Annotated in this window: 15 protein-coding genes and 1 pseudogene; 7 read left to right on the top strand and 9 right to left on the bottom strand. The window is 57.0% G+C overall.

Annotated features, from left to right (window positions below):
• Positions 1–15 precede the first annotated feature (15 nt).
• A pseudogene (locus tag QRN48_RS25355) lies at positions 16–1,440 on the top strand (cache domain-containing protein); the annotation flags it as partial.
• A gap of 102 nt (positions 1,441–1,542) precedes the next feature.
• On the top strand, positions 1,543–2,298 hold the full coding sequence (locus tag QRN48_RS25350; protein WP_502944588.1) for a methyl-accepting chemotaxis protein: 756 nt from the start codon (positions 1,543–1,545) through the stop codon (positions 2,296–2,298).
• Positions 2,299–2,376: 78 nt separating this feature from the next.
• Here the strand turns inward: QRN48_RS25350 and QRN48_RS08905 are convergent, their stop codons facing one another.
• Positions 2,377–2,577, bottom strand: a complete 201-nt coding sequence (locus QRN48_RS08905) for a hypothetical protein (RefSeq protein WP_037008881.1) — start codon at positions 2,575–2,577, stop codon at positions 2,377–2,379.
• 319 nt (positions 2,578–2,896) lie between these two features.
• Between QRN48_RS08905 and QRN48_RS08900 the strand changes: the two genes are divergently transcribed.
• Positions 2,897–3,781 carry an EamA family transporter gene (locus QRN48_RS08900; protein ID WP_285350128.1) on the top strand — a complete coding sequence of 295 codons (885 nt, stop codon included), beginning with the start codon at positions 2,897–2,899 and terminating at the stop codon, positions 3,779–3,781.
• Between the two features lie 208 nt (positions 3,782–3,989).
• Positions 3,990–6,404 carry a TonB-dependent siderophore receptor gene (locus QRN48_RS08895; RefSeq protein WP_285350126.1) on the top strand — a complete coding sequence of 805 codons (2,415 nt, stop codon included), beginning with the start codon at positions 3,990–3,992 and terminating at the stop codon, positions 6,402–6,404.
• A 42-nt stretch (positions 6,405–6,446) separates the two neighbouring features.
• Here the strand turns inward: QRN48_RS08895 and QRN48_RS08890 are convergent, their stop codons facing one another.
• Positions 6,447–7,175 carry an SOS response-associated peptidase family protein gene (locus QRN48_RS08890; RefSeq protein ID WP_285350124.1) on the bottom strand — a complete coding sequence of 243 codons (729 nt, stop codon included), beginning with the start codon at positions 7,173–7,175 and terminating at the stop codon, positions 6,447–6,449.
• 98 nt (positions 7,176–7,273) lie between these two features.
• Here QRN48_RS08890 and QRN48_RS08885 point away from each other — a divergent pair, with 98 nt between their 5' ends.
• Complete coding sequence (locus QRN48_RS08885; protein WP_037008891.1) at positions 7,274–7,714, top strand: LexA family protein; 441 nt, start codon at positions 7,274–7,276, stop codon at positions 7,712–7,714.
• Positions 7,715–7,851: 137 nt separating this feature from the next.
• Here the strand turns inward: QRN48_RS08885 and umuC are convergent, their stop codons facing one another.
• The gene (gene umuC / locus QRN48_RS08880) at positions 7,852–9,132 is read right to left on the bottom strand and encodes a translesion error-prone DNA polymerase V subunit UmuC (protein ID WP_285350121.1); all 1,281 of its coding nucleotides are present in this window, start codon (positions 9,130–9,132) and stop codon (positions 7,852–7,854) included.
• A 414-nt stretch (positions 9,133–9,546) separates the two neighbouring features.
• On the opposite strand from umuC, the gene QRN48_RS08875 reads away from it, so the two are divergent.
• Together QRN48_RS08875 and QRN48_RS08870 are read left to right on the top strand one after the other, a co-directional pair.
• Positions 9,547–9,777, top strand: coding sequence for a hypothetical protein (locus QRN48_RS08875; RefSeq protein WP_037008892.1), 231 nt, complete (start codon positions 9,547–9,549; stop codon positions 9,775–9,777).
• 170 nt (positions 9,778–9,947) lie between these two features.
• Entirely contained in the window at positions 9,948–10,946 is a 999-nt protein-coding gene (locus QRN48_RS08870) for a bile acid:sodium symporter family protein (RefSeq protein ID WP_285350119.1), read from the top strand.
• A gap of 970 nt (positions 10,947–11,916) precedes the next feature.
• On the opposite strand, the gene QRN48_RS08865 is transcribed toward QRN48_RS08870, so the two are convergent.
• The 6 genes from QRN48_RS08865 to QRN48_RS08840 all read right to left on the bottom strand — a co-directional run.
• Positions 11,917–12,222 (bottom strand): Imm32 family immunity protein, encoded by a 306-nt coding sequence (locus QRN48_RS08865; RefSeq protein ID WP_285350118.1) that lies wholly within the window; start codon positions 12,220–12,222, stop codon positions 11,917–11,919.
• 60 nt (positions 12,223–12,282) lie between these two features.
• Positions 12,283–12,639 carry a hypothetical protein gene (locus tag QRN48_RS08860; protein ID WP_285350117.1) on the bottom strand — a complete coding sequence of 119 codons (357 nt, stop codon included), beginning with the start codon at positions 12,637–12,639 and terminating at the stop codon, positions 12,283–12,285.
• Positions 12,640–12,821: 182 nt separating this feature from the next.
• On the bottom strand, positions 12,822–13,502 hold the full coding sequence (locus tag QRN48_RS08855) for an SUKH-3 domain-containing protein (RefSeq protein ID WP_285350175.1): 681 nt from the start codon (positions 13,500–13,502) through the stop codon (positions 12,822–12,824).
• Positions 13,477–13,887, bottom strand: coding sequence for a hypothetical protein (locus tag QRN48_RS08850; RefSeq protein ID WP_285350115.1), 411 nt, complete (start codon positions 13,885–13,887; stop codon positions 13,477–13,479). Before QRN48_RS08850 ends, QRN48_RS08855 begins: the two co-directional genes overlap by 26 nt.
• A gap of 47 nt (positions 13,888–13,934) precedes the next feature.
• On the bottom strand, positions 13,935–14,285 hold the full coding sequence (locus QRN48_RS08845; RefSeq protein ID WP_285350114.1) for a hypothetical protein: 351 nt from the start codon (positions 14,283–14,285) through the stop codon (positions 13,935–13,937).
• A 3-nt stretch (positions 14,286–14,288) separates the two neighbouring features.
• On the bottom strand, positions 14,289–15,025 hold a 737-nt coding region (locus tag QRN48_RS08840; RefSeq protein WP_285350112.1), incomplete at its 5' end, for an RHS repeat domain-containing protein.

Here is a 15,025-nt window from a genome sequence, read left to right as displayed (position 1 = left end):
AAAAGAGCCCCGCGAATGCGGGGCTTTTTCGTTTTCGGGGTTTGGTGGGCGACGATTCCTTTCGCCGTTCGGATCCTGATACCCGAATGCCTTCGATTCAGTAATGAGCAGCTGCGCCGATATACGTTGCATACCCGACGTATCCAAGGCACACCCATGTTCAATCGCTTCTCTATTCAGTGGAAAATCACGCTGCTCGCAGCCCTTTGTCTGTTGTTCATCGTTACGCTGCTGGTCGCTGCTTCGTTGTATCAGTCGCACAGCAGTGCCCGGATTGTTCAGGCTTCCAGCACCGCCATGCTGCAAGAGTCGGCGCAGAAGCGCATGGCTGCTCGCGGCGAGACCCAGGCCCTGAGCATCCAGCGCTATTTCATGGATGTTTACCAATACAGCGACGGCTTCACCCGGCAAATAAAGATGCTGATTGCCCAGGCCCGGCAGCACGACATTGATTCAAAATCCGTACGTGCCGATCTGTCCTCGCAAATACACGACGCCCTCCAGGGCAAGCCCAATCTGCTGGGACTGTATGTGGTGTTCGAGGCCAACGGTCTTGATGGCAAGGACGAGCAGTTTTTGGACCAGCCGGCATTGGGCAGTAACGAAAAGGGCCGCTTCGCCTTGTACTGGTCACAGTCCAGCGACGGGACACTCGAAGCTGAGGCCATGAAGGAGAAAGTGCTCACCGACACCACCGTGATGAGCAACGGCGCCCCCTATAATTTCTGGTACACCTGCGCCGTCACCAGCGGAAAAACCTGCGTACTCGATCCCTATGTGGACGACGTGGACGACGTTAAAACCTTGATGACCAGCATCGCTGTTCCCCTTGTCGTGGATGGCAAGGTCGTGGGTGTCGTCGGCGCTGACATCAGCCTGGCCAGCCTTCAAGGGATCAGCGACAAGGCAAGCGCCGAGCTGTACGACGGCCAGGGTCGTATCAGTATCGTCAGCCCGCTGGGCTTCTTTGCTGGCCATAGCGGAGACGCCTCCGTACTGGGCAAACCCTTGAGCACGGGTTTTGGTGCCCAGAGTGACGAACTCATTCGCCTGACGGCCAGCGGCCAGTCGCAAATGCTGCATCAGGGGCCGATGCTGCAGGTGCTGGAGCCGTTGATCCCCATTCCAGGCGCCAAGCCCTGGAGTGTTCTACTCGAAGTGCCGGAAGAAATACTGACTGCACCGGCGAGAAAGCTTGAGGCGGAACTCGACATCCGCCGCGCCAGCGACAGCCGTATGGCGCTGGGCATTGGCTTGCTGGCCGTTATCGCCGGCCTGGTGCTGATGTGGCTGACCGCCCGTGGCGTCACTCGCCCGATTCTGAAGGTGGCGGACATGCTCAAAAACATTGCCACCGGCGAAGGGGACCTTACCCGGCGCCTGGAGTATAAAAAGGACGATGAGCTGGGTGAGTTGGTGAGTTGGTTCAACCGCTTCCTCGACAAGCTGCAGCCAATTATCGCCGATGTGAAGCTATCGGTTCTGGACGCACGTTCCACCGCTGACCAGTCTGCGGCTATCGCCAGACAAACCAGCGATGGAATGCAGCAGCAGTTCCGGGAAGTGGACCAGGTGGCTACCGCCTTTCAGGAAATGAGCGCCACTGCCCATGACGTGGCCCACAATGCAGCGCAAGCCGCCGAAGCCGCCCGCAGTGCTGACGAAGCGACCCATGAAGGGCTCGCCGTCATCGACACCACCACCACGGCCATTGAGCTGCTGGCCGGCAAAGTGACAATGGCCATGGGGGAGGTCGAAGGTCTTTCCCACAGCAGCCAGCAGATTGGCTCTGTACTGGAAGTGATTCGCTCGATTGCCGACCAGACCAATCTTCTGGCACTCAACGCGGCCATCGAAGCTGCCCGGGCCGGTGATGCCGGACGAGGTTTCGCTGTAGTGGCTGACGAAGTGCGCAGCCTTGCCAAACGCACACAGGACTCGGTTGAAGAAATACGCCAGGTGATCGAAGGCCTTCAAAGTGGCACGCGCGAAGTTGTCGGCACCATGGGTGCAAGCCATGAACAGGCGCAGAACAGCGTCCGTCAGGTGGAGCTCGCGGTGAATGCTCTCAGGCGCATCAGTGCAGCCGTCGGGATGATTACCGACATGAACCTGCAAATTGCCAGCGCCGCCGAAGAACAGAGTCTGGTGGCGGAAGAGATCAACAGTAACGTGGCTGCCATTCGCGACGTGACTGAAAGCATTTCCCGCCAGGCAGGCGAGTCGGCGCAAGTCAGCCAACAGCTCAATAAACTGGCCAACCATCAGCAAGCACTGATGGGGCAATTCAAGGTCTAGGGAGGCCGGCGTCTCCCGGCTGGACATTAAGCTCGTCGTTCATCTCGCCTGAGGTGGCCGGTCCCACGGCGCCTGCGCTTAAAGGTCGGCGTCGCCCAGTAGCTCGCCGGAGTTTCTCTTGCCCGCCAGCTTTGGTTGATCCTTGTGTCGACCCAACACGAAATCCGGACCGCTGTTGCCCGACACAACCGCCAGCAGCGTCCAGCCCTTGCCCAGTAGATCGTTGGCACCCGACGTGCTACTGGTGGTGATGACTTCGGCGACATCGTTATAGTCCATCGGTCCTGCTCCTTTGCTGCATGGATGGCCGTTCCAGCATGGTGCGGCCTAGGGTGGGCTGTCTGCCATCTGCCGAACCCCGCCGCAGCGATCACCAGGGTTTGTTTGCTCTGGTATCGTTCCCGGAGGGTTCAGTTCTCGTTATTCCGAGAATGGCTCGAGCTGTTAGTTCCCGGCTTTTGGAGGGGGTAGCCCTCGACCGGCGACTTCTCGCTCTGATGCGAGACCCGCCCGGTTGAACGCATCCGTGAGCTCCTGCACAATTTGCCGCGCCCCATTTCACCCAGCAGCGCGCTGCTATCGCCTTTTAAGGAACTCCATGCCGTTTAAAGATCTGTGCCTGGCTTTGCTTGTCATCGTTGCATGGGGGCTGAATTTCATCGTGATCAAATACGGCCTGGATGGCCTGCCGCCGATGCTGCTGGGCGCGCTGCGATTCACGCTGGTTGCGATTCCGGCGGTGTTTTTCATCCGCCGTCCGAAGCTGCCCTGGCTTTGGCTGCTTGCCTATGGGGCGACCATCTCCTTCGGGCAGTTCGCCTTTCTGTTCGAGAGCATGGCGCACGGCATGCCGCCAGGACTGGCCTCGTTGCTGCTGCAAGCGCAGGCATTCTTCACGCTGCTGTTCGCGGCGATGTTCCTCGGTGAGAAATTACGCGTCTACAGCGTCGCTGGCTTGCTCATCGCCGCTGGCGGGCTGACGCTTATCGGCATGGGGACAGGGGCTGCGACTCCGTTGCTGGCCGTGTTGCTGGTGTTGTGCGCCGCGTCGATGTGGGCATTGGGCAACATCATTACGCGCCGGTTTGGAAACGTCGATCTCGTCGCGTTGGTGGTCTGGGGTGCGATCGTTCCGCCGCTGCCGTTTCTGGCGATGTCGTGGTGGCTGGAAGGCCCGGCGCTCATTGAGCACTCGTTGCTGAACCTGAGCTGGAGTTCGGTGCTGTCGCTGGCGTATCTGGCCTTCGTGGCCACCCTCTTTGGCTATATCAGCTGGAGCAAACTGTTGTCTCGCTACCCGGCGGGCAAGGTCGCGCCGTTTTCACTGCTGGTGCCGGTGGTCGGCCTGAGTTCTTCAGCGCTGGTTCTAGGCGAGCGCCTGAGTCTGCTGCAATGCGCAGGCGGCGTGCTGGTGATGTTGGGGCTGACGGTCAATCTGCTCGGGCCCAAATTGTTCGGAAGCGCGAAGCGCGCAGCCGCGTGATACCGCCTTATGGCCAGTTTCGGACTTAGCGCATCACCCAAATGACAACATGAATCAGAAGTCTTATCAGGTGATAACGCTTTGCATTAACATTCCATGAAAAAGTTGTTAGGATCGGCGCCCTCATAGCTCTTCGCCATGCGGTTCGTCGCTCCTCAGGGTGCCGTGCCGCAGATCAGCACGTCTTCGTCCTTCCAGGAAGCACCCGATGTTACGTCCCGCTTTGCCAGCCTTGACTGCGCTCGTTTCGCTTGCTTTTTCCAGCCATGCTTTCGCCACGCCGGTGCGCCTTGATCTGCCTGCCCAGCCGTTGGCGACTTCACTCGCTCAGTTGGGCAGTGCCAGCGGAATTCGGGTGGTGTTTGATCCTCAGACCGTCGCCGGCAAACAGGCGCCGACCGTGCGCGGTGAACTGGAACCGGCGCAAGCCTTGCGCCAGCTGCTGGCGGGCAGCGGCCTGACAGGCAGCGTCAACGGCAACTCGGCGCAGGTCGTTGCGGCCCAGACAGCACAGGTGCAAGCCCCGGCTCAGGCAACAGCAACGGCAACCCAGGGTGCGGTGGCGCTGGAAGGGCTGAGCATCAATGCTGATTACGGCATTGCCGGCCTGGCCACCACTGAAAGTACCGGTTCGTACACTACGGGCTCCATGAACACGGCGACCAAGCTGCCGCTGTCCATTCGCGAGACGCCGCAGTCGGTCAGTGTGATCACCCGCCAGCGCATGGACGATCAGGGCATGAATGACCTGAACGACGTGGTCAAGTACGCGCCCGGCGTGACCCTGCACCGGACCGCATCCGATCGTCAGGAGTTTCTGGCGCGTGGCTTCAAGATCGACAACATCATGTACGACGGGCTGCCCAGCAGCATTAGTACGTACACGCAGGACGTGATTTCAGGCGCAGATCTGGCCATGTACGACCGTGTCGAAGTGGTGCGTGGTGCGACGGGCCTGATGACCGGGGCGGGCAGCCCGGCGGCGACGTTGAACCTGGTGCGCAAGCGCCCGACCGCCGTGCCGCAGGTGAGCGTGACGACCAGCGCCGGCAGTTGGGACCGTTACCGCACCGAGGTGGACGCGTCGAACAAGCTCAACGATTCCGGCACTGTCCGTGGCCGTGTGGTTGCAGCTTACGAAGACGACAAAAGCTTTTCCGATATCCGCGAGAACCAGCGCCAGACCTTTTACGGCATCCTCGAAGCCGATCTGAATGACTCAACCACGTGGACAGTCGGCGCCTCCAAGCAGCGTGACGACAACACCTCCGACTGGGGCGGCCTGCCGAGCGGTCCGAATGGCGAGGACCTGCACCTCAAGCGCTCGACGTTCCTCAGCAATGACTGGTCGTACTGGAACAAAGACAACATTATGTTCTTCACCGACGTCACCCACCGCTTCGATAACGGCTGGTCGGCCAAACTGGCAGGGCAGAAGATCTGGGCGGAAGCGGACACGTTCTCCAGCTATATCGGCAACTACGACGGTCTGGGCTTCCAGCAGTACCAGGGCAAGTACCGCGACGACGACGACCAGACCAACCTGGATGCCTCTCTCACCGGGCCGTTCCAGCTATTCGGGCGTGAGCATGAACTGGTCGTGGGCGTGAGTCATCGGCAAGAGAAGTTTCATCAATGGGGCGGCTGGACCGACGGCACGCCGATCGATCTCTACAAACCGACCCATTCAGTGGCCAAGCCTGACGTCGACACCAGCCTGTACGAGACGCGCAATGCAGCGACCGAGGAGGGCGTTTACGCCGCAGCGCGCCTGAATCCCATCGATCCGCTGCACGTCATCCTTGGCAGCCGGGTCAGCTGGTATGACTACGACAACCGTGTGGGCGACGGCGACTACAAAGTGGTCCGCGAAGTGACCCCGTACGCAGGCATCATTTATGACCTGAACGAAACGTACTCGGCCTACGCCAGCTACACCGAGATCTTCAAGCCGCAGAGCGAGACGGACACTTCACGCTCCGTGCTGCAGCCAATGACCGGCAAGAACTACGAGCTCGGCCTGAAAGGCGAATATTTTGACGGCGCCCTTAACGCCTCGGTCGCGTTGTTTGAAATGGAGCAGGAGAACCGGGCCTATCAGCTGGAAAACCAGAATGGCGATAACTGCCCGGGCTTCCCGGCGACCAGTTGCTACGGCGCAGCGGGCAAGGTGCGCAGCCGCGGCATCGACACCGAGCTGACTGGCGCGCTGACACCCAACTGGCAGCTGTCGGCTTCGTACACCTACGTGCTCAGCCAGTTCGTCGAAGACGGCACCAAGAGCAACGAGGGCAAACTGTTTGCACCTGAGCAGCCCAAGCACCTGTTCAAGGCTGCGACCAGCTACACCTTGCCCGGCGAGCTGCACAAATGGCGCGTGGGCGCGGACGTGCTTGCCCAGAGCAAGACCTTCAACCGTGTCGGCAACGGCGAGGCCAACCAGGAAGCTTACGGCGTGGTTGGCCTGATGGCCGGTTACAAGCTGAACGAGCACTGGGATGGCCGCGTCAACGTCAACAACCTGTTCGACAAACGCTACTGGCAGGGCATCCCGAATGCCTCGGGCACAGGCGTTTATGGCGATCCGCGCAATGTCATGTTCTCGGTGAAGTGGTCGCTCTGATCACAGCGGCGTTGCGTCACGTTTGACCGCGCAGCGCAGCGGTCAAAGGTCTAGCGTGGTTTGACGCTCTGCCAGATCGGGCCCCTCCACGGGCTCGATCAGCCTCGCGCCGTCGTTGCGCACATTACCCACGTCCTTGCTCACCGCGTGCCAGCGAAAGTCGCTGACCGGTCGGCAGCCGTCTTGCGCGATCTGTTGCAGGCGTGACGTCGGCGTTTGCGGATCGATCCACTCCCGGGCGAGCTCCGGCGTCAGCACCAGCGGGCGGCGGTCATGGATGTCGAGCATGCCTTCATCGCTCGCTGCGGTAATGATCACAAAACCGTCGCTTTCGTTCGGCTCCAGGCCCGAGGTGACTTGCCCCAGGGCGGCGAAATACATCGGTTCCTGATCCTTCAGGCGGATGAACCAGGGCTGCTTGCGCTTGGGATCGTTCGCGTCTTTCACCCATTCGAACCAGCCGTTGGCGGGTGCCAGCGCGCGACCGTTCGGCCATAAGTCCTTGAAGAATTTCCCCGTCATCACGGTCTCGACCCGCGCGTTTATCGGGTCGGGTCGTTTGCCCTTCGCCCAGAAAGGCGACCAGCCCCAACGCACCTTGTCGACGCTCAAGCCGTCAGCGACCGGGCGGATGATCTCGACGCGGGTCGTCGGCGCCACGTTGTAGCGCTCGATGGGCCAGAGATCATAGCCGTTGATCACCAACTGCTCTGGCGCAAGGGTCTTGAGGTAGTGGTCCATTGGCTCATAAATGGAATAGCGTCCGCACATGTGTCACCCGTCGAATTTTGCTGCTTTCAAGATTGACCGCATGCGGCTGAAAACGTTAACTGTATATACGTACAGTTATCAATCACAAGGCCAGTATCATGAGTGTCACCATCCTTGGACCGTTCTCGGCGGCGGGCGACAGGTTTCCCGTTTACGCATTCCGCATCCCGGCGGGCTTTCCGTCGCCGGCCGCCGACCACATCGAGCGGCATATCTCGCTGGACGAGCTTTTCGACATCCGCGCGCCGCATGTCTATCTGGTCAAGATCGAAGGCGACAGCATGCAGGGGGCGGGTATCTACTGCGGCGATCTGGTGATTGTCGACCGCAGTTTGTACGCCGAGCACGGTGACATCGTCATCGCTGCACTCAACACAGAGCCGGTCTGCAAACGCCTGCACATGCGTGGGAACGAGGTGATTCTCAAGTCGGAAAACAGCAAGTACCCGCCGCGCTATGTCATGGAGGGTGACGAGCTGGTGATCTGGGGCGTGGTGAAGTACAGCGTCCGCGATCACGACAAGGTGATGCATTCTTGAGGGTTGCGTTGCTTGAAGACCGTGTTCCGAAGCGCTGAAGCACCCAGGCATTACCACTGAGCCACTGAACCACTGAACTACTGGCCACGCAGGGCCGGAGCCCTGCGCACCGCTCAGTTGTGCAGGCTGCTAGCCCCTCATGTCGCCTTGACCGTCCACAGCTGATCAAGCCGCGTCGTGTAGCTGCTGCTCATCAGGTCTCGACGCATGGCCCATTCAGGGGCCGACGGGACGCTGGCCGAGCGCAGGGTGCCACGGCCCCAGCGGCCATTGATCTCATCGAGCACTTGCATCACCTTCCCTGCGTCGGAGGGCTGGGAATGGGCGAACAGGTCATCGGTGAATTCCCCCGGCTGGCGCAAATCCATCAATAGCACTTCGGCCTTGCTGTATTTGAAGCCCGGCCGGAACAGCCGATTGACCGCTTCAGTCGCAGCCTTGGTCATCAGCCGCACGTCGTTGGTGGGGTAGGGCAGCTCCACCAACGCAGCGTTGGCGTATTTGACCTCCTCGGGGTTGAACATACCGGTGCGGATGCTCACCCGGATCTTCTTGCACAGCGAATTCTGCGCTCGCAGCTTTTCGGCGGCGCGCTGGGTATAGGTGGCCACTGCTTCCTTGATCGGCTCGATGTCGGTGACCCGCGCGCCAAACATGCGGCTGCAGCAGATTTCCTGTTTCGGCGGCGTGATGTCTTCCAGCTCCAGGCACGCTGTGCCTGCCAGCTCACGGGCGGTCTTTTCGATCACGACGCTGAAGTTCTTGCGCAACGTCCACGGGTCGGCCCTGGCCAGGTCCATGGCGGTTTTGATGCCCATGCCTTCGAGATGTGCCCGCATGCGTTTGCCGACTCCCCAGACCTCGCCGACGTCGGTGTTGCGCAGGGTCCAGTCGCGTTTGAAGGGGTCGCTGAGGTCGACCACGCCACCGGTGATGTGCGACAGCCGTTTGGCGGTGTGGTTGGCGAGCTTGGCCAGCGTTTTGGTCCGCGCGATGCCCACTCCGACCGGGATGCCGGTGCATTTGAACAGCCGCGCGCGAATGTCGCGGCCAAACTGATTCAGGTCGCCGGGGACGCCAGTGAGGTCGGCAAACGCTTCGTCGATGCTATAGACCTCAAGCGCTGGCACCATTGACTCGATGATCGTCATCACCCGTTCGCTGATGTCGCCGTAGAGCGCGTAATTGCTGCTGAACGCGACCACTCCGGCACGGCGCAGGTCGTCCTTGATCTGATAATACGGCGCGCCCATTTTGACGAACGGCTTGGCGTCGTAACTGCGCGCGATGACGCATCCATCGTTGTTGGACAGCACGACGATGGGCGTTCTTGCCAAATCGGGGCGGAACACCCGCTCGCAGCTGGCGTAGAAACTGTTGCAGTCGATCAACGCGAACGTGCGCTCATTCGTAAGCATGATCGGCCACGCTGAACCGGACAGTCAGTGAACCTGGCTGCTGACGGCCGCGGGTAGTCTGTCGAGGAGCAGCGGGAATGCCCGATGCAACTGGCCGGCTCTGGGGAAGTGAAGAAAAACGTGGGAAAACGGCATTCATGATTGGCCCTCCTTTGGTTAGCTGTATGTATATACAGTTAAGCGGCTCTGTCGTGGGCGGTCAATGGGAGAGGACATCGGGCCGACCAGCGCAGCTAACTGCATCAGTAGCCAGGAATAATGATTAATGAGCGGGCGCCAGGTTGTTGGTCTGAACATTGCTACAGCCCCATTACAGGCGGCCTCGATCACTGAAAATTGGCGCGAAGGCACTCCTGAAATTACCTTTAGTTTTGAATCGGCATGCTTTACGACGTGCATGCCCAGGAGCCAGCCATGAGTACTCTCTCGGAAATTGCAGCAAACCTTTTGAAACGTGAAGACAGTCCTGAGGACACCGTCGCCCAGGCTGGCCCGCGCGGCCCTATGGGGTGGGAACAGCTGATGATGCTCTCCCAGGAAAAAGATGTATTGAAGTGGCAAGCGGCACTGTCCCGGCTGATTGCGGACAACCCCGGCCAGCGTCGAGTCACCGTGATGCGCGTCATTCAGGGCGGCATTGCCTGACTTTATTGACCTGCCGAGCCGTGGGCCGCGCTTTACCAGCGAAGGTCAAGACGCGAAGCGCCTGACAGATGTGTCCGTTAGGCGCTATTGATCGCCATATTGGCGTTAGTCGGCATCGGCGTTGCGCGTTAAAGTAGGGGCCATGTTCCTGGCACCTACGGATGACGCAGATGACCCGCCCCCGTTTTCTTCCCGACAATTTCACCCTCATGCTGATCACCGTGGTGATCATTGCCAGCTTCTTGCCCGCCACCGGTCAGGTCGCGGTCGGTTTCGGCTGGCTGACCAACATCGCCATTGCGCTGTTGTTCTTCCTGCATGGCGCCAAGCTGTCCCGGGAATCCATCATCGCCGGGGCAGGGCACTGGCGTTTGCACCTGCTGGTGTTCGGGCTGACCTTCGTGCTGTTCCCGCTGCTGGGTCTGGCGCTTAAACCGGTGCTGTCGCCTTTGATCGGCAAAGACCTGTACATGGGCATCCTGTACCTCTGCGCGCTTCCGGCGACAGTACAGTCCGCCATTGCCTTCACCTCCCTGGCACGCGGCAATATTCCGGCGGCGATCTGCAGCGCAGCGGCCTCCAGCTTGTTCGGGATCTTCCTGACGCCGTTGCTGGTGACGTTGCTGCTGAATGTGCATGGCGAAGGCGGCTCGACCCTCGATGCTATCGTGAAGATCAGCGTGCAACTGCTGCTCCCGTTCATTGCCGGGCAGATCACCCGTCGCTGGATCGGCGCCTGGGTTGGACGCAACAAGAACTGGCTGAAATTTGTCGATCAGGGCTCGATTTTGCTGGTGGTCTACGGCGCGTTCAGCGAAGCGGTGAACGAAGGCATCTGGCAGAAGACGCCGGTCTGGGACCTGGCGGGGCTGGTATTGGTATGTTGCCTGCTGCTGACGCTGGTGCTGGTGGCCTCGACCCTGCTCTCCAAATTGTTCGGCTTCAACCAGGAAGACCGCATCACGATTCTCTTCTGCGGCTCAAAGAAAAGCCTGGCTACGGGTGTGCCCATGGCCCAGGTGCTGTTCGCCGGAAGCACGATCGGGCTGCTGATCTTGCCGTTGATGCTGTTCCACCAGATCCAGTTGATGGTGTGTGCGGTGCTGGCACAACGGTACGCCAAGCGGACAGAGCCGGTGGTGGAGTTGATGGCGCAGGTGGATCCTTGAGAGGGGGCTTTGGTAAGTGATGCTTTGAGGAAGCCCCGGTGATTCGGGGCTTTTTCTTGGCTTCGTATTTATTAAACCAGTTTAAAGGCCAGCAGGCTGCTTCGAGGAATACCGCGCCAGATCAAACCAGCGTTTCGCGAATTCAAAAGCGCAACATGGCGTAATAACCCAACGCCCTAGTTTTTAATATCGATTTTGTTAAGTTGGAAAAATAGGTCCATCAGCATTGTGGTTTTTTGCGGAATCAGTCGCGCTGTCATCGAGATGATCTCTGATAGTCAAGCAGGATGATATTTACAGATGCGGAGTTCGAAAAGTTTCGTATTGTGAGTGTCACTGTAATCAATGGTAATTTCAGTAGAAAAGTCGGCGCTGATCAATCTTATTTCGTCGCTGTGAAATTTATTAAAGTCAAAAGTCGGATTAAGTATTGGAGGAACTTCGTGCGTGTACGCTCCACAATACCTCCAGTCCGCATCAATAAGTAGGAAATAATTTCCGGCAATTATTGTGGATGATACGAATTCAAAGCATTTGCGCGTAGTTGCAAACTCAAAGTGCTCGGTGGAGATTTTGATTCCCTCGGTCAGTTTGGTAATGAGGCAATCTGTCTGAAATAAATCTAAGAAGAGCGAGTCATTAACCTCCTTATCTAACAGAAATTGTATTTTTCCTTTGTACAAGTGAAATACGATTTTCCCGAGAGCTTTTCTATAGAGCAGCTCTCGCTTGTAAGATTGATCAATCACTGGCAGTGTCCCTTGTAAAACGCTTTATCTTTGCCTTTCGAGGCTGGGGGCGACCATGCTTGCTCATTCTAGGGGCTCCGTTATCATCGATTTTCACTTGTCCCGCCTCGGTTTCATCGTTTGAGTCGTGGGGTTCTAGTATCGTGCTGAGGCGATCACATTGGTACAGGCGAGCACTGGGCCCACGGCGTGAGTTCGTTGGAGTGGTGAAGTGGGTCGGATCAGTCGACTTTGAGAGGGCCGCCGCTTGGCAGCTCTGGAATGACAGCATCACTATTCAGCACAATCACATCCACGTGGTTGTCGTGGCAGAAGTTTTCCAATATGTCTTGAAAGTGAAGATGCTCCAAACCGTGTTGCTCCATTTCGTCTGCCGCATTCATAAAAAAGGCACCTAAGGCTTTCAACGTTTTTGGGTCCGCGACTATCGATATCTCATCGAGCTGAAAGCTTGTATCAGTGCCGATGGCCGTGCCGTGCACGGTGTATGACTCCAGGTCTTTATAATTTGCAGAAATTCTTAACATCGAAGGTAGTCCCTGGTCATCTAACAAGCCCTATATACGGTTGCTGAAGGATAAGGGAAACTACCCACCGTTTTTCAGATTTGAGCCTTGGACATAGATGTCGATATCGTCAAGCGCATCTTGGGCTCTACCCGTTAACGTCTTGTGTTCAAGCCCCTTAAGCAGCACGGGAATAACCAAGACTTTGTTAATGATTTTATGCATCCGAGCAACATGTCCGATGCATGTCAGTGCCAGCCCTCTGACATCGTCACTCTGATGGTTTTGAACCACCTGTACACACTTGACCTGAATCCATTCCGGATCGTCGATATTAAAACAAAGATATAGAAGCGCATTTATGGCTACTGTAGGGTCGTCCGACTGAAGCAAGATATCTAGATCCTCCTTGCTGTACGAGATAGCGTGAGTGCTCATTTCTTAGTCTTCCTTTTGCTCTGAATCATCCCAGCTTTTTTTAATCGCCGACTGCTGTTCATCGTGTCCTTGACTTGGAATGAGTTATCCAGCGCCACTTGGCCCTCAGTGGGCGCTCGGATTTTGACCGCCTTATCAGTTGCCCGTTGATAAGCGACACCCTCGAATAATCGGGCTTATGCTTAAATAGATAAGGGGTCCGCGTCTTTAGAGGTTCCTTTATAAAAGGTTGGTATCGCGCCTGGCGTTGCCAGTAGCGCCGGCTCACCCGCCTTACGCCCGAACATCAAGTTCTCCATGGCTTGAACAAAATCCAGCCCCTCTATCCAAAGCCCGTCGTGGATGAGGCTCAAGACGTAGCAGCAACCCATTTCGTCCATCAACAGCGCGCCGTGGCCGTGATGGATTTCGGCGATGCTCACAAATGTACTGCTTAGGCGTTGCTGCCACTCAAGGAATGCTTCGCTTCCATGCAGGTGTTCAAATGTGCCAAAGGCGACATCACTGGTAGCACACTCCTCTCCTGCGCCACAGATGCCCACCTGCACCCCGGCAAGCTGTTCAAGTAGAGCGGAGGCAGGATGCTCGGGTGGAACGTAATGCGGTAGCGGTACGGTGGAAATCCTGGGCCAGCCTGCGGCAAGAAACAGTGGGCTCAGGCTCTCAGGAAGTTCGATCAGCGGGGGTACGTTCAGTGTGTCGGTCACGATTTTACCAAGAATAAAGAAGAATAAAGAAGAATAAATGGGACAGTCCCCTTTGAAGAATAAAGGTGTCCGTTCCGTTTTGCTTGCGTCCCCTTTAGCTCGAAAAATTCCGCAGCAGACGTAATTATCTTCATCGGTGGCTGATTTTTCTATCATCAAGATTCAGTCTAGCCACGCTCACTACATCTTTATCCGCATCGGTTAGCGACCTCTCTAAAATTGCGATTGGTGTTTTTCTATTTGCGGCTATCGCCACCCTGACAACATCACTAACATCTCTAGAGAGCATTTCAAACATCGGCGGCGATAACTTCCTTTTTCTCGCGACAGATTGCCTGATAGTGCTGTCATAAATGCACAATTCTTCAAGTATCTCCAGCGGCACGGTTTTGTTGTGCGAAACCCACCGTCTAAAGTTTGGGTGCTTGATGATGATCTCGCGCCAAACAGCTATCGGAGCCTCTTCCGTGGCAGCTCTGTCATACTCGCTTTTTAACTCGCTGGTTCGGAGCGCGATGAATTTCTCAGCAGAACCAATCATTTATTGCCCCTGCATTTTAAAGGCTTGAAGTCAACATTTTCCATAAGTTACTGAGATTTAACCCATTCTGCCATTTCTTTGGTGATGTGCTCCAACAAAGCTACCTTCGCTATAATAACGAGTTCACATCCCATGTGTTTGTCTCGATACGAAACTGGAGAGTCAGTGTCTTCATCGAGTACTATTCTGAGAACGGTACCGCTAACTTCATTTCGCACGGAAAATATAGGATTGCCTTCCCTAAACGGGGTGCCATCCGAAAACGTCGTATTATAAAAAGGTGCTTTAAACTTTGCTAACTCTAGCTCGCTTGTTCTACACTCAAGAAAGAAACGGTCATATAGGTATCGCTCCAGCTCAATGTAACACTGCTCATTATTCAAGTAGTCTTCAAACATCAGTTACTCCGTAAACGCCTTGCCAGTGATAACTTCAATATCAACACGCTCATGCTTAGTGTCTTTCACCTTAAAGGTGTGACTAATGGAAGCATCTGCACCTCCACACTTTGCCGCGTTATCGATGTATTTCTCCGCTTTTTTGAAAGCATCCTCACGGATGGCGAGATCCTTTCTATCAAGCTTTGCCTTTAGTGCAATCAGCTTTTGCTTGGCGTCACTCGCGGTCAAGGGCTTATCCTGGTTCCAAGCAACCGACTCCTCGAGTTTCGCTCCTTGAGCTTGGATCCGGCCACGATGGGCAGCCAACCCCAACGGATCTGTCCAGCCTGAGGGATTCGGCGCGTATTGATAAACATTAATTCCACCCTCATAACCAATCGGATCCTTGCTGATGAACCGCCCAACTCTCGGATCATAGTACCGATGGCGGTTGTAGTGCAGGCCGGTTTCGGGGTCGTGGTACTGGCCCTGGAAGCGGATCGGGTTTTTCAGGCCGACCTTTTGGGCGAAATCGGAACGCTGCTCGTGAGCTTCGCCCCACGCTTTGTACTGGGCGCTCCACGCGGTGTTGCCGTTCTGGTCGGTGAGTTCCTGTGGCGTGCCGAGGTGGTCGCATTGGTACCAGGCGAGAACGTCAATGGGTTGCGCTGTGGGTTTGTAGGTCCAGAGCGGATCTTCTTTCCGGTTGTAGCGCCCTTGGTAGGTGGGTTGGCTGATCAGGCGGATGGTGGCGTGGC

This window comes from Pseudomonas sp. ME-P-057 (assembly GCF_030208975.1).
Lineage (GTDB): Bacteria > Pseudomonadota > Gammaproteobacteria > Pseudomonadales > Pseudomonadaceae > Aquipseudomonas > Aquipseudomonas lutea.
The sequence above is the reverse complement of the archived record's forward strand: the minus strand, read 5'-3'. Positions and strand labels throughout refer to the sequence as shown.